General features: G+C 64.8%; 11 protein-coding genes and 1 other RNA gene. 8 read left to right on the forward strand and 4 right to left on the reverse strand.

Annotation, left to right across the window (positions count from 1 at the left end; all coding sequences use genetic code 11):
• Positions 1-38 precede the first annotated feature (38 nt).
• Positions 39-629, forward strand: a complete 591-nt coding sequence (locus LCW13_RS03675; protein ID WP_225347612.1) for a ClpXP protease specificity-enhancing factor — start codon at positions 39-41, stop codon at positions 627-629.
• A 199-nt stretch (positions 630-828) separates the two neighbouring features.
• Here the strand turns inward: LCW13_RS03675 and LCW13_RS03680 are convergent, their stop codons facing one another.
• Genes LCW13_RS03680 through LCW13_RS03695 form a run of 4 tightly spaced genes read right to left on the reverse strand, consistent with a single transcriptional unit; the run spans position 829 to position 4,364 of the window.
• Positions 829-1,407 carry a BON domain-containing protein gene (locus tag LCW13_RS03680; protein WP_054555092.1) on the reverse strand — a complete coding sequence of 193 codons (579 nt, stop codon included), beginning with the start codon at positions 1,405-1,407 and terminating at the stop codon, positions 829-831.
• A 37-nt stretch (positions 1,408-1,444) separates the two neighbouring features.
• Positions 1,445-2,038 (reverse strand): phosphoheptose isomerase, encoded by a 594-nt coding sequence (locus LCW13_RS03685; protein ID WP_043332512.1) that lies wholly within the window; start codon positions 2,036-2,038, stop codon positions 1,445-1,447.
• Between the two features lie 21 nt (positions 2,039-2,059).
• Entirely contained in the window at positions 2,060-2,461 is a 402-nt protein-coding gene (locus LCW13_RS03690) for a YraN family protein (protein ID WP_225347613.1), read from the reverse strand.
• A gap of 1 nt (position 2,462) precedes the next feature.
• A complete protein-coding gene (locus LCW13_RS03695; RefSeq protein WP_225347614.1) occupies positions 2,463-4,364 on the reverse strand; it encodes a penicillin-binding protein activator in 1,902 nt (633 codons plus the stop codon).
• A gap of 196 nt (positions 4,365-4,560) precedes the next feature.
• Here LCW13_RS03695 and rsmI point away from each other — a divergent pair, with 196 nt between their 5' ends.
• The 7 genes from rsmI to LCW13_RS03730 all read left to right on the forward strand — a co-directional run bounded on the left by rsmI (position 4,561) and on the right by LCW13_RS03730 (position 12,655).
• Positions 4,561-5,424 carry a 16S rRNA (cytidine(1402)-2'-O)-methyltransferase gene (gene rsmI / locus LCW13_RS03700; protein ID WP_043332510.1) on the forward strand — a complete coding sequence of 288 codons (864 nt, stop codon included), beginning with the start codon at positions 4,561-4,563 and terminating at the stop codon, positions 5,422-5,424.
• A 102-nt stretch (positions 5,425-5,526) separates the two neighbouring features.
• An RNA gene (gene rnpB / locus LCW13_RS03705) (RNase P RNA component class A) lies at positions 5,527-5,879 on the forward strand.
• A gap of 285 nt (positions 5,880-6,164) precedes the next feature.
• Positions 6,165-7,151 carry a 16S rRNA (cytosine(1402)-N(4))-methyltransferase RsmH gene (gene rsmH / locus LCW13_RS03710; RefSeq protein WP_054555089.1) on the forward strand — a complete coding sequence of 329 codons (987 nt, stop codon included), beginning with the start codon at positions 6,165-6,167 and terminating at the stop codon, positions 7,149-7,151.
• A gap of 250 nt (positions 7,152-7,401) precedes the next feature.
• The gene (ftsL, locus tag LCW13_RS03715) at positions 7,402-7,722 is read left to right on the forward strand and encodes a cell division protein FtsL (RefSeq protein ID WP_043332508.1); all 321 of its coding nucleotides are present in this window, start codon (positions 7,402-7,404) and stop codon (positions 7,720-7,722) included.
• A 107-nt stretch (positions 7,723-7,829) separates the two neighbouring features.
• Positions 7,830-9,491 (forward strand): peptidoglycan D,D-transpeptidase FtsI family protein, encoded by a 1,662-nt coding sequence (locus LCW13_RS03720; protein ID WP_054555193.1) that lies wholly within the window; start codon positions 7,830-7,832, stop codon positions 9,489-9,491.
• 105 nt (positions 9,492-9,596) lie between these two features.
• Entirely contained in the window at positions 9,597-11,195 is a 1,599-nt protein-coding gene (locus LCW13_RS03725) for a UDP-N-acetylmuramoyl-L-alanyl-D-glutamate--2,6-diaminopimelate ligase (RefSeq protein ID WP_225347615.1), read from the forward strand.
• Positions 11,192-12,655, forward strand: coding sequence for a UDP-N-acetylmuramoyl-tripeptide--D-alanyl-D-alanine ligase (locus LCW13_RS03730; protein WP_225347616.1), 1,464 nt, complete (start codon positions 11,192-11,194; stop codon positions 12,653-12,655). Before LCW13_RS03725 ends, LCW13_RS03730 begins: the two co-directional genes overlap by 4 nt.
• The last annotated feature ends 9 nt before the right edge of the window (positions 12,656-12,664 follow it).

Genomic DNA, 12,664 nt, shown 5'->3' on the forward strand with positions numbered 1-12,664 from the left:
TCGTCGCTGACACTCATTGCAGTTCAAGAGGTTCTCCCATGCTTTCCAGTCGCCCTTATCTGGCACGCGCACTCTACGAGTGGCTGCTGGATAACGACAATACGCCGTACATCGTGGTGGACGCCGAGCAGGAAGGTGTCCAGGTTCCGCGTCAACACGTCCAGAACGGCCAGATCGTGCTCAATATCGCACCCGGTGCGGTGCGTGATCTGTTGATCGCCAATGAAGGGGTCAGCTTCAATGCCCGCTTCGGTGGTCAGCCGATGCACGTCAGCGTGCCGACGGCGGCCCTGGTCGCGCTGTATTCGCGTGAAAACGGTGTCGGTATGGTCTTCGGTCACGAGCCAGTGATGCCGGGTGCCGATGAGATGACATTCGGTGAAGCCGCGCCAGATGCCGAGCCGGCCGCCGCAGCGCGCCCGACGCTGGCCAGTGTCGGCAGTGCGCCCGCCGAGGAAGAGGTGCCTGAGTCAGCGGATGCGTCCGTCGAGACAAGTCCAGGCGCTGATGCCGAAGTCGCCGGTGAAGAGCAGGCGTCAGACTCGGCCAGTGACGAGCAGGGGGCTGATGACAATGATCAGCCCAAGCCGCCGCGCAAGGGGCGTCCTTCGCTGCGCGTGATCAAGTAATCACGTCGGCAGGTGGGGGCGATGGATGAGGGTTGGCCATTGTCCGCCTGATGTCGCTCCTGTCATGAAAAATGCCCCGCAGGCTTCGGCCTGCGGGGCATTTTTCATTCTGGGCACTATTTAATCAGGGCACTTTTCGTTCAGGGCGCTTTTCGTTCAGGGCACTTTGCATGTCAGGCATGCAAGCGCGCCACCTCGATCAGTCGAGGTACTCGAAGACCTTGGCGATACGCTGGATGCCGCCGACTTCAGAGACCTTGCTGACGATCTGGTCGGCTTCGGCGCGGGTCACGATACCCATCAGGTAGACGCTGGCATTCTCGGTGAGTACCAGGATGCGGCCGGAGTCGATGTTGGCATCTGCCGCCAGCGTGGCCTTGACGCGCGTGGTCAGCCAGGTGTCCTGCACGCGCTGGCTGGCCGGGGCATTGGCGCTGATTTCCAGCGCGTTGTGCACTTGGCGCACGCGACGCACATCCTTGGCGATGTCCGTGGCCTTCTGCTTCAGCTCGTCACTGGCGACCTGGCCGGTCAGCAGCACCATGCCGTTGTAGGAGTTCACGTTGACGTGGGCATCATTGAAGCGGGCATCGGTCTTGCCGAGATTGACCTCGATCTTGGTCTCGATGCTCTCGTCTTCCACCTGGGCGCCCAGGGTGCGATCGCCATAGTCTTCGTCGATCGGGCCGCTGTTGGTCAGGTCGGCGACGGTGGTGCAGCCGGCTAGCGTCAGGAAGCCGGCGGTGGCCATGAGGGAAAGCAGGTTCTTGGGCGTCATGCCGTTTTCTCCTGGTGAATGCCGTGGGGCGCGCGGATTACTCGTTGCTGCCGAACAGCTGATGATCAATCAGGTCGCACAGGCAGTGGATGGCCAGCAGATGGACTTCCTGGATGCGTGCCGTAGAGGTGGCGGGAACACGAATCTCGCAGTCTTCACTGCCCAGCAGTGACGCCATGTCGCCACCGTCACGACCGGTCAAGGCGACGACACGCATGTCACGGTCGTGAGCCGCCTGGATGGCCTGCACCACGTTGGCGGAGTTGCCGCTGGTGGAGATGGCCAGCAGGATGTCGCCGGGCTGACCCAGGGCGCGGATCTGCTTGGAGAACACCTCGTTGTAGCTGTAGTCGTTGGCGATGGACGTCAGCGTGGAGGTGTCGGTGGTCAGCGCGATGGCCGGCAGGCTCGGGCGCTCACGCTCGAAGCGGTTGAGCAGCTCGGAGGAGAAATGCTGGCTGTCGCCGGCGCTGCCGCCGTTGCCGCAGGCCAGGATCTTGCCGTCATTGACCAGGCTCTGGACCATCATCTGGCTGGCCGCTTCGATGAAGGGCGGCAGCACTTCGCTGGCGTAGGTCTTGGTGTCAATGCTGGCGTTGAAATGGCCGAGAATACGCGATTGGAAATCCATGATGGCTCTTGGTCGTTGGCTTCAGAACGCTTCGAAGGCGTGGCGAATCCAGTGAATGGAACGAGGGGAGGCCCCCTCCACGCCTACCACGTCGAAGCGGCAGGAACATGATAGCCCGTGCTGGGCCAGATAAAAACGCGCGGCAGTGATCAGCCGGCGTTGCTTGGTATGGGTCACGCTTTCCAGTGCGCTGCCGAAGCGGGAGTTGGCCCGGTAGCGCACCTCGATGAAGACCAGGGTCTCGGCGTCACGCATGATCAGGTCGATCTCGCCGCCCTTGGCATGCTGGTTGCGCGTGACGGGTGTCAGGCCACGCGCTGCCAGCCATTGTTCTACCTCCGCCTCGATGACGGCGCCGCGCGCTCGGGCGCGACGCTGGGGAGGCGGGTGCGCCTTGTCAGAGGGCGAGTCGGCGCGTGTCATGTCAGGGCGTGTAGGCTTCGACGGTGCGGCTGTTGGCGCCTTTCAATGGCGGACGCGGTACGCCACCTCTGAATTCAGCCCAGGGCAGCGTGCGCTCGATGCGGCCATCGTGGCGCGGGAAGAGGCTGCCGGTGGCGCCGAAGAGTTCGCCGCCCGCACCGGCCAGCATCAGCGGTACGCGCTGGGCCAGGCGATAGGCATCGACCCCCATGGCGTTGAGCTTGAGCATGCGCGGTGAGGCATCGGACAGGGCGCGGTAGGTGTCGACTTCCGGCAGGGACGCCTTGCCGCCGGAGGAGGCCTCCGGCACTTCCCAGGGAATGTCCACGAAGTCGACGCCATTGAGGTCGCCATCCTGATCGGGCTGCGGTGCGCCATCATAGAGATGGGAGGTGCCGTAGATCGGCAGGTCGCCCGCGTAGTAGAAGTCCAGCATCGGCGGCACCTGACGCGCATAGCTCGGCAGTGCCAGCAGGAAGATCATGTCGATGTTGCCGGAATGGGCGCGGCCGTATTTGCTGCCGGATTTCTTGGCGGACTTCATGCGCGCCTGATCCTGGCTCGAGACCGACAGCAGGTCCTTGACGGCTGAGCTGACGGCGCCCTTGGGGTTGTAGCGCTCGATGGAGACGATGTCGCCGCCCTCCTGCTCGAAGCGGTCGCGGAAGGCGCTGTAGACGCGCTGGCCCCAGGCATTGTTGGGCACCAGAGCGGCGGCGCCACGATGGCCGTCGAGTGCGGCGCGCATGGCGACCTGGCGGGCTTCGTCCTCGGCGGACAGGCCGTACTGGAACAGGTTGTCGGCACGGTTGCTGTCATGGGTGCCGTAGTTGAGGGCCAGTGTCGGCAGCGGCAGGCTGTTCTGGGTCTCGAGCTGACTGACCAGCTTCTTGTCCAGCGGGCCGAGCACGACCTGGGCGCCATCCATGGTGGCACGGGCATACAGGGTCTTGAGGTCCGCGCTCGAGGTGTCATAGAAGCTCAGCTGCGGGGTGGCCTCGGCATTGTCGATGGCGCTGCGATGGCGCGCCTCGATGCCTTCACGGATGGCCTGGGCGATCCGCTTGAGCGAGCCGGACTCGGGCAGGAAGACGGCAATCTTGCGCACTTCCTGGCCGGAGAGCTCGCGCAGGTCGAGTATGCCCTGCGGCATCTGGCGTGCGGCGGGATGCTGCGGGTTGGCGTCCGACCAGTCGTTGATGGCGGAGAACATCTGGTCGATGTTGCCACCGAAGCGACGCTGCAGGCGCAGCAGGTCCGTCCAGCCACTGGCGGTGGGGCTGGCACTGGCCAGCTCATTGAGCTGACTGGGCGAGAGGCGCGTGAGCTGCTCCCACAGGGTGTCGTTGATGCTCAGGTCATCGCTGTCGGCCTGCAGGGCGATCAGGGTCTGGGCGCTGGCCAGGGGTTCGCCGACCATGCCGAGTGCCAGGCCGCGACGCTTGCGCAGTGTGCGCTGGTCATCGCCGGACATCTGGATGCCGTCCTCGAGCACCGAGGTGGCCAGGATCGTGTTCCAGCCGTCCTGCTGCTCAAGCGCGATACGCGACAGCAGCAGGGCCCATTGCACGCGTTCCTGCGGCTCGAGGCTTGTCGGGTCGATGTCGGATGCGATGGTGATCGCCTGCGCGTTGTCGCCGCTGCGTGCTAGGATGTCCGCAGCTTGCAGGCGCGTACTGGCCGCTTGCTGACCCTGTTGCTGCTCGGCCTGAGCGAGCAGGGCATCGGCCCCGGGGCCGCTGGAAAGCGGTGACTGTCCGGCACACCCTGCCAGCAGCAGGGCGGAGGCGGCGAGGCCCGCCAGCGTGCGCAGGCCGGAACGTGAACGGCGCGCGGCCTCCTGCCGGATGGCTGACGAAGTGCCCAGCGTATTGGCTGATGCACGATTCCATGTCTGGCGCATGTACGACGGTCCCTTGGCTGATGGGCGATGTGGTCAGGACTGCATCGCCGCCTACTGTGATGAAGGGTGAAAGGCATCATGGCACTCGGTCGATCAGGGCCACGCATGCAGCGTCCTTCGGATGAAATGTCCCAAGGCAATCTGCCTGTGTCTGACGACCATTTCTACCATTGAGTTCAACGAGTCGAAGCATTGAATGTCCGAGTCTTCTGAAGGCGTATTGTACGTGGTCGCCACGCCGATTGGTAACCTCGATGATCTCAGTCCCCGCGCCGCGCGGGTGCTGGGAGAAGTGGACCTGATCGCAGCCGAGGATACCCGCCACAGCGCGCGGTTGCTGCGTCACCTGGGCCTGGAAGTGCCCATGATGTCCCTGCACGATCACAATGAACGTGGTCGTGTCGACCAGCTGTGTCAGGCGCTGGAGGCAGGCCGACGCGTCGCGCTGGTCTCCGATGCCGGCACGCCGCTGATCTCCGATCCCGGCTTCATCGTCGTGCGCGCCCTGCGCGAGCGTGGCTTCAAGGTAGTGCCGCTGCCGGGGCCGTGCGCGTTGATCACCGCCCTCAGCGCGGCGGGTCTGCCGACGGATCGCTTCACCTTCGAAGGCTTTCTGGCCCACAAGGGTGGCCCGCGTCAGGCGCGCCTTGCCGCGCTGCGCGATGATAGCGCCACCCATGTGCTGTACGAGTCTCCGCACCGCATCCAGGCGCTGCTCGGCGATATCCGCGAGGTGCTGGGCGAGCGCCGGGTCGTGCTGGCCCGTGAGCTGACCAAGACCTTCGAGACCTTCCTTGATGGCACGGCGGCCGAGCTGCTGGCGCAGATGGACGCTGACAGTGATCAGACCCGCGGTGAGTTCGTGGTCATGATCGAAGGAGCGCCGGCACGTGACGGCGACGAGGCGGCCAGTGTCGAAGGCGACGCCCTGTTGCAGGTGCTGTTCGAGGAGGGTGTCGGCGTCAAGCAGATGGCCGCCATCGCCACGCGTCTGGTGGGTGGGCGCAAGAAAGCCTGGTATGCCAAGGCGCAAGCCATGAAGGACGCGGCGGAGGAATAAGCAAACCTCTGTCACGCCAGACTTTTTTGCCGCTGCCATTGTTCGGCCTGCGCGGGCTTCGTCTTGTGAAAGGCCCATGACACTGGTAGTCTTGCGCGCTTGGGAGACGGCCAGACAGTCGCCGCCAGCGCAAGCTGGGGGAGGAAAGTCCGGGCTCCATAGGGCAAGGTGCCAGATAACGTCTGGGCGGCGCGAGCCGACGGCAAGTGCAGCAGAGAGAAGACCGCCTACGTCAGCTTCGGCTGACCGGTAAGGGTGAAAGGGTGCGGTAAGAGCGCACCGCGCGGCTGGTAACAGTTCGCGGCGAGGTAAACCCCACCTGGAGCAAGACCAAATAGGCCCCCTATGCTGCTGCCCGCAGTGGGGGCGGGTTGGTTGCTTGAGCCCTGAAGTGATTCAGGGCCTAGATGAATGACTGTCCACGACAAGACCCGGCTTATCGGCCATCTCCCGCCTTATAACGTCAGTGTGCTGCCAGCCTTCGCGATGCGAGCGATGGCAGCACACCCTGAATTCGCATGACCGGCGCCGTCCGCTGCGTGTTTCGTGAATGACCATTGCAGTTGGATGGCAACGAACACGCTGCCGTGACAGGCGCCGGTTGTCGGTTATGGCACTTGAATTCGTGTTTCAGCCGCTTGCCTGCTGCACGCAGGCGCTGTCTCCGCTCTTATGCTGTCGGTGCCCTTTGCCACCGGCTTTCACTGCTCGCATCGCGTGCCAAGGTCCAGAGTTTCGTCATGTCCAAGCCCAGCGCTCCTTCCGTTACCGAGTCTGCCGATACCGAGTCCGTCGAAGTGGCTGATCGCTTCGCGCATGTCAGTGTCATGCTCGATGGCGCGGTCGATGGCCTGATTCAGGACACGGCCGGCGTCTACTTCGACGGCACCTTCGGTCGCGGTGGCCATTCGCGTCTGATCCTGTCGCGTCTGGCGCCCGAGGGGCGTCTGATCGCCTGTGATCGTGACCCCCAGGCGCTGGCGGAAGCCGCGACCATCGATGACGAGCGTTTCAGTATCCATGCCGGTGAATTCGCGCGTCTTGGCGAGTATGCCGAGCGTGAGGGCGTGCACGGCCAGCTGGATGGCATCCTGCTCGACATCGGCGTGTCATCCCCGCAGCTGGATGATGCCGAGCGTGGCTTCAGCTTCATGAATGATGGCCCGCTGGACATGCGCATGGACCCCACCAGTGGCGAGAGCGCCGCCGAGTGGCTGTCGCGTGCCAGTGCCGAGGACATGGCCTGGGTCTTCAAGACCTATGGTGAGGAGCGTTATGCCAAGCGTCTGGCACGCGCCGTGGTGGAGCGTCGCGCCGAGCGACCCATCACGCGCACCGGCGACTTCGCCAGCCTGATCAAGGATGCCCACCCCAACTGGGAGAAGCACAAGCACCCGGCGACGCGTGTCTTCCAGGCGATCCGCATTCACATCAATGGTGAGCTGGATGAGCTGACCCGCGCGCTGGATGCCGGTCTCGAGGCGCTCAAGCCCGGCGGTCGTCTGGTCGTGATCAGCTTCCACTCGCTGGAAGACCGCATCGTCAAGCGCTTCATGCGTGACAAGGCGCGGGGGGATCAGGCGCCGCGTGGCATGCCGATCCGCGAAGACCAGCTCAACAAGCGTCTCAAGCTGGTAGGCAAGGCGCAGAAGGCCTCGCAAAGCGAAGTCGATGCCAATGTCCGTTCGCGCAGTGCCGTGATGCGCATTGCCGAAAAGCTCAAATAGCGTCAGTGCTCCCTCCGGGGAATCGTGCCTCTTTCTGCGCCTGCCTACCGGCAGGCGCGCGCGCAAGTGGGCTGTGGTGAAAGGACGACACAAGTGTTGCCGTGCTGCAACTCTTAGCGGCTAACGCCACTTGCTGACATAATGCGCCGGGCGCTTCAAACAAGTGAGCGAACATCGCGCCTGCACGTTGGCAGTCTGCAAGGATATTCGTGATGCGGGGCATCACGTTCAGAGTGATTAGGGAGTCGGCATGGCGGGACGGAGACAGGATGGCTGGACGGGTAACTGGCCGATCAAGGTGCAGATGCGTTGGCGTCACCTGTGTTTCGCGGTGCTGATGCTCAGTCTGCTCGGCTCTGCCGCTGCTGTCGTGATCAGCTCCCACCTCTCGCGCGGCCAATATGCCCAGCTGCAGAAGCTGGAAGCGGCGCGCGATGATGCGCGTGCACGCTGGGGCCGCCTGTTGCTGGAAGAGAGCGCCTGGTCGGCGCCGGCGCGTATCGAAAGCATCAGCATCGAGCGACTCGAGATGCGTGTCCCGGATGTCCACGATGTCGAGGTCATTCGCTGATGGCCACGCGTCGCCCGCCTTCGTCTCGCCCGCGCAAAGCCGCCGGCGCTGAGACGCCCGCTCGTACCAAGGCCGCAGGCGGTGCCCGCAAGAGCGCGCGCGCGGCCATGGGGCCAGCCCGCTATCGCATCATGCTCTTCATCGTGCTGGCCGGGCTTGTCGCTCTGGTCGGCCGCATCGGCTATCTCCAGCTCTTCGATCAGCAGTTCCTGCAGGATCAGGGCGACGCACGCACCCTGCGTGTCGACAGCATCAATGCTCACCGCGGCATGATCACCGATCGCACCGGTGAGCCGCTGGCGATCTCCACGCCGGTCATCACCCTGTGGGCCGACCCGCGCAAGGTGCCCGACGACCCCGTGCGGCTGTCATTGCTGGCGCGCGCGCTGGGGCAGAAGCCGGATGACCTGATCGCACGCGTCCGCCGCTATCGTGATGCCGGCAAGGGCTTCATGTACATCAAGCGTCAGATGACCCCGCCGCAGGCCCAGCCTGCCATCGACCTCGATATTCCGGGCGTCAGCCACAAGCAGGAATACAAGCGCTATTACCCCTCCGGAGAAGTCTCCGCCCAGTTGATCGGTGTGACCAACGTCGATGACAAGGGCCAGGAGGGGCTCGAGCTTGCCTACAATTCCTACCTTTCCGGGACACCGGGCAAGCGACGTGTGCTCAAGGACCGCAAGGGGCGCCTGGTGCGTGACCTGCATCTGATCAGCGAAGCCAAGCCCGGTGGCGACCTGACACTCTCCATCGACCTGCGTCTGCAATACATGGCCTACCGTGAGCTCAAGGCGGCCGTGGCGGAGCACCGCGCAGATGGCGGCACCCTGGTGATGATGGATGCGCGCACCGGCGAAGTGCTGGCGATGGTCAATCAGAAGTCCTATAACCCGAACAACCGTGCCGGGCTTGATCCCGCCGGGCTGCGTAACCGCGCGATCACCGATGCCTTCGAGCCCGGCTCGGTGATGAAGCCGCTGTCGATGAGCGCCGGCCTTGCCTCCAGCAAGTATCAGCCGGACTCGGTGATCGATACCACGCCGGGTTACATGCGGGTCGATCAGTTCACCATTCGTGACTTCCGCAACTACGGCAAGCTCGACATGGCGGGCATTCTCTATCACTCCTCGAATATCGGCATGAGCCGCATGGCGCTGAGTCTCGAGGATGATGCGGTGTGGAATCGCTACTATGAGCTGGGCCTCGGTCAGGCGCCGGGCACCGGCTTCCCGGGCGAGACGACCGGCGTGCTGCCGCCGCCGACCAACTGGTCGCGCAGCAAGCGGGCCTCCATCTCCTACGGTTACGGTATCAGCGTCTCGGCGCTGCAACTGGCCAGCGCCTACACCGCGCTCGCCAACGACGGCCGTCGTGTGCCGCCGTCGCTGCTCAAGGTCAAGACGCCGCCAGTCGGTGACCAGGTGATCTCATCGGACAACGCGCACGCCTTGCTTGGCATGATGGAGAAGATCGTGCAGCCCAACGGGCCTGCCAAGCGGGCGGTGGTCGAAGGCTATCGCATCGCCGGCAAGACCGGCACCGTACGCAAGGTGACGGCCGGTGGTTATCAGAAGACCGCCTATCGTTCGTTGTTCGCGGGTGTGGCACCGGTGTCTGATCCGCGTATCGTGACCGTGGTGATGATCGAGAACCCCAAAGGGGAAGAATATTACGGCGGTCTGGTGGCGGCGCCCGTGTTCGGGCGCGTGGTGGGCAAGGCATTGCGCCTGCTGGATGTGCCGCCGGACAGCAAGGTCGGTGAGTAACGCTTTTCATGTGGCACGGTCGTCGGCCTCGGGCGGGCGACTGCGTCTTTTTTCTCATGTAGTGAATACGTTCCGGGACATCGGGAACAAGGAAGGTCTTCCGACATGACTTCACCGCACGATACCAGGCGCCTGGGCGAGTTTCTGGCGCGCCCGTTGGCCACGGCGACAGACATGCTGGCAGCGTTGCTGGCGCTGTGGCCAGGCGCCCTCGATGACGATTGCCGTGCACGGCTTGCCGCGCGCGATGACTGGCACCTGACGATCGACAGTCGCAGTGCCGCGCAGGGCTCCCTCTTCATCGCCATCCCCGGCATCGCCAGCGATGGCCGCGACTATATCGCCGCGGCGCTTGAGGGCGGTGCCGAGCTGGTGCTGGCCGAAAGACCCGCAGGCGGGGATGCACGCCTCGCGCTGCATTCAGACGATGCCAGAGTCGTCTGGCTCGAGAATCTGGGCGAGCAGCTCGGTGAGCTGGGCCGCCAGGCCTTCAGTGTGCCCGAGTCGCTGACGCTGGTCGGGGTCACGGGCACCAATGGCAAGTCTTCCGTCACCCATTACATCGCCGAGCTGGCCGAAGCGATGGGCACGCCCGCCGGCATGATCGGCACGCTCGGCATCGGGCGTCCCGGCGCGCTGGTCGCGGGCGAGCGCACCACGCCTGATGCCCTGGCCGTGCAGGCGGCGCTCAAGGGCCTGAGCCTGGTCGGTGCCGAGCTGATCGCGATGGAAGTCTCTTCCCATGCGCTGGATCAAGGGCGCGTCAATGGTTGCCGCTTCACCGTCGCGGGCTATACCAATCTTTCGCGAGACCACCTCGACTACCACGGCAGCATGGCGGCCTATGCGGCGGCCAAGGCGAAGCTGTTCAAGCGCCCCGAACTCAAGCTTGCGGTGCTCAATGCCGACGATGCGCTGGCGCGTCTGATGCTGGCCGGCATGCAGCGCGGCGTGCGCGTGCTGGCAATGGGGCGTGATGATGTCGCGACCCTGCGCGTGCTGGATGTCTTCCCCGAGCCGCTGGGCCAGGTTGCCGTGATCGCGACGCCGGATGGCGAGCGTGAGCTGGGCCTCAATCTGATGGGGCGCTTCAACCTCGACAACGCCTTGCTGGCAATGCTGATCCTGCATGGCCTCGATTATTCGTTCGAGGGGCTGTTTGCCGCCGCGCCGCGTCTGACGCCGGTACCGGGTCGCATGCAGCGCCTGAGTCGTGATGGCGCGCCGGTGGTGGTGGTCGACTATGCCCACACGCCGGAGGCCGTCGAGACGGCGCTGACCGCGCTGCGTGCCCACCTGCCGGCGCGGGATGATGCCCGGCTGTGGTGTGTACTCGGCTGTGGCGGCGATCGCGACAGCGGCAAGCGCCCGCTGATGGCCACGGCCGCCGAACAGGGCGCCGACCGTGTCGTGATCACCGATGACAATCCTCGCACCGAGGATGCCGCCGCCATCCGTCAGCAGATGATGACCGGCATCCATGCCCGCGAGCGCGTGCTGGATATCGCCGAGCGTGGCGAAGCCATTGCCCAGGTCATCCGTGATGCCGGCGAGCATGATGTCATCCTGATCGCCGGCAAGGGGCACGAGGACTATCAGGAAATCGACGGTCAGCGACTGCCGTTTTCGGATGTGGCCCATGCGGTCGCGGCGCTGGAGCGTCGTGAGCTCTCGATGCTGGAAGGTCAGGAGCGTGACGCATGAGTGCGCCTGAACAGCCCGTTGGTCTGAGCACCTTCGAGGAACTGGCCGCGGTGCTCGGGGCGCAGTTGCCACAGGCATTGCGCGATCAAGCGCTGGGCGCCATCGAGACGGATACCCGCAAGCTTGGTGAGCAGGCCGCACCGCTGTTCGTGGCGCTGAAGGGTGAGCGCTTCGATGCCCATGACTTCCTCGCCCAGGCTCGCGCCAATGGCGCCGTCGCGGCGCTGGTCGAGCGGGCAGTGGATGATCCGCTGCCGCAGATCGTCGTCGCGGATACCCGGCTGGCCTTCGGGCTGCTGGCGGCGGCGCGTCGCCGTGCCTGGGGGAGGCCGCTGATCGCGGTGACCGGCAACAGCGGCAAGACCAGCGTCAAGGGCCTGGTGCATGCCATCCTTGTGCGGGATGCCGCGCGTTTCGAGGCCGAAAGCCTCGCCAATCACGGCAACCTCAACAACGATTTCGGCCTGCCGATGACGTTGCTGCGCTTGAGCAATGCCCACCAGCACGGCGTGGTCGAGCTGGGCGCCAATCATCTCGGCGAGATCGCCTGGACGACGGCCCTGGCGCGCCCGCAAGTGGCGGTGATCACCAATGTCACCGGCGCCCATGTCGGCGAATTCGGCGGCATGGGGCAGATCGCCCAGGCCAAGGGCGAGATTCTGGCGGGCTTGAGCCCGTTGGGAGGGCGACGTCCGGTCGCGGTGCTCAACCGTGATGACGCCTACTTCTCGCTATGGCAGGCGCTGGCCGCAACCGGTCAGGCGGTCGATGTCATCGACTTCAGCGTTGCGGATAGCGTTGCGGATGGCAGCGTGGATAGCGGTGATCGCCCGGCACGCCTGCAGGCACGTGAGCTAGGCGCGGATGAACTCGGGCGTTATGCTTTCGAACTGACGTTTGATGGCCGCTCGCTCGGTCGTGTCCAGCTGGCGTTGCTGGGGCGTCACAACGTGGCCAATGCGCTGGCGGCTGCCGCGGCGTGCCTGGCACTGGGCATCGACAGTGATCTGGTGATCGCCGGACTCGAGAGCGCCGAGAGCGTACCCGGCAGGCTGGGTGTCGTGGCGGGCATCAATGGCTCGCGTCTGCTGGATGACAGCTACAACGCCAACCCCGGCGCCATGCTGGCGGCGCTGGATCTGCTGGCGACACTGCCTGCGCCGCGCTGGTGCCTGATGGGCGCCATGGGCGAACTCGGAGCAGACGCCGAACGTCTGCATGCCGAGGTGGGCGATTACGCCCGCAAGCTGGGCATAGATTTCATTGCCACCTGCGGCGAGGGCGCTCAGGCGACTGCCGCGGCCTTCGGGGCCGGTGGCAAGCACTTTATCGAGCGGGCAGAGCTGGAAGCTTACGCCCGTAACCATCTACCCACCGGGGCCAGTGTTCTGGTCAAGGGGTCTCGCAGCGCTGGCATGGAGAATGTCGTTGCCGCGCTCAAGGTCGACGCATCAAGGTGAATGTGAGTC

The sequence above is a fragment of the Cobetia amphilecti genome (assembly GCF_020217465.1).
In the GTDB taxonomy this organism is placed as follows: domain Bacteria; phylum Pseudomonadota; class Gammaproteobacteria; order Pseudomonadales; family Halomonadaceae; genus Cobetia; species Cobetia amphilecti.

Bases quoted from the DNA above. Each gene is read 5' to 3' on its own strand.
- ftsL (WP_043332508.1), top strand. From the start codon at position 7,402: ATGGCGGGACGGAGACAGGATGGCTGGACGGGTAACTGGCCGATCAAG.
- LCW13_RS03725 (WP_225347615.1), top strand. From the start codon at position 9,597: ATGACTTCACCGCACGATACCAGGCGCCTGGGCGAGTTTCTGGCGCGC.
- LCW13_RS03720 (WP_054555193.1), top strand. From the start codon at position 7,830: ATGGGGCCAGCCCGCTATCGCATCATGCTCTTCATCGTGCTGGCCGGG.
- LCW13_RS03675 (WP_225347612.1), top strand. From the start codon at position 39: ATGCTTTCCAGTCGCCCTTATCTGGCACGCGCACTCTACGAGTGGCTG.
- LCW13_RS03730 (WP_225347616.1), top strand. From the start codon at position 11,192: ATGAGTGCGCCTGAACAGCCCGTTGGTCTGAGCACCTTCGAGGAACTG.
- LCW13_RS03680 (WP_054555092.1), bottom strand. From the start codon at position 1,407: ATGACGCCCAAGAACCTGCTTTCCCTCATGGCCACCGCCGGCTTCCTG.
- LCW13_RS03695 (WP_225347614.1), bottom strand. From the start codon at position 4,364: ATGCGCCAGACATGGAATCGTGCATCAGCCAATACGCTGGGCACTTCG.
- LCW13_RS03685 (WP_043332512.1), bottom strand. From the start codon at position 2,038: ATGGATTTCCAATCGCGTATTCTCGGCCATTTCAACGCCAGCATTGAC.
- rsmH (WP_054555089.1), top strand. From the start codon at position 6,165: ATGTCCAAGCCCAGCGCTCCTTCCGTTACCGAGTCTGCCGATACCGAG.
- rsmI (WP_043332510.1), top strand. From the start codon at position 4,561: ATGTCCGAGTCTTCTGAAGGCGTATTGTACGTGGTCGCCACGCCGATT.
- LCW13_RS03690 (WP_225347613.1), bottom strand. From the start codon at position 2,461: ATGACACGCGCCGACTCGCCCTCTGACAAGGCGCACCCGCCTCCCCAG.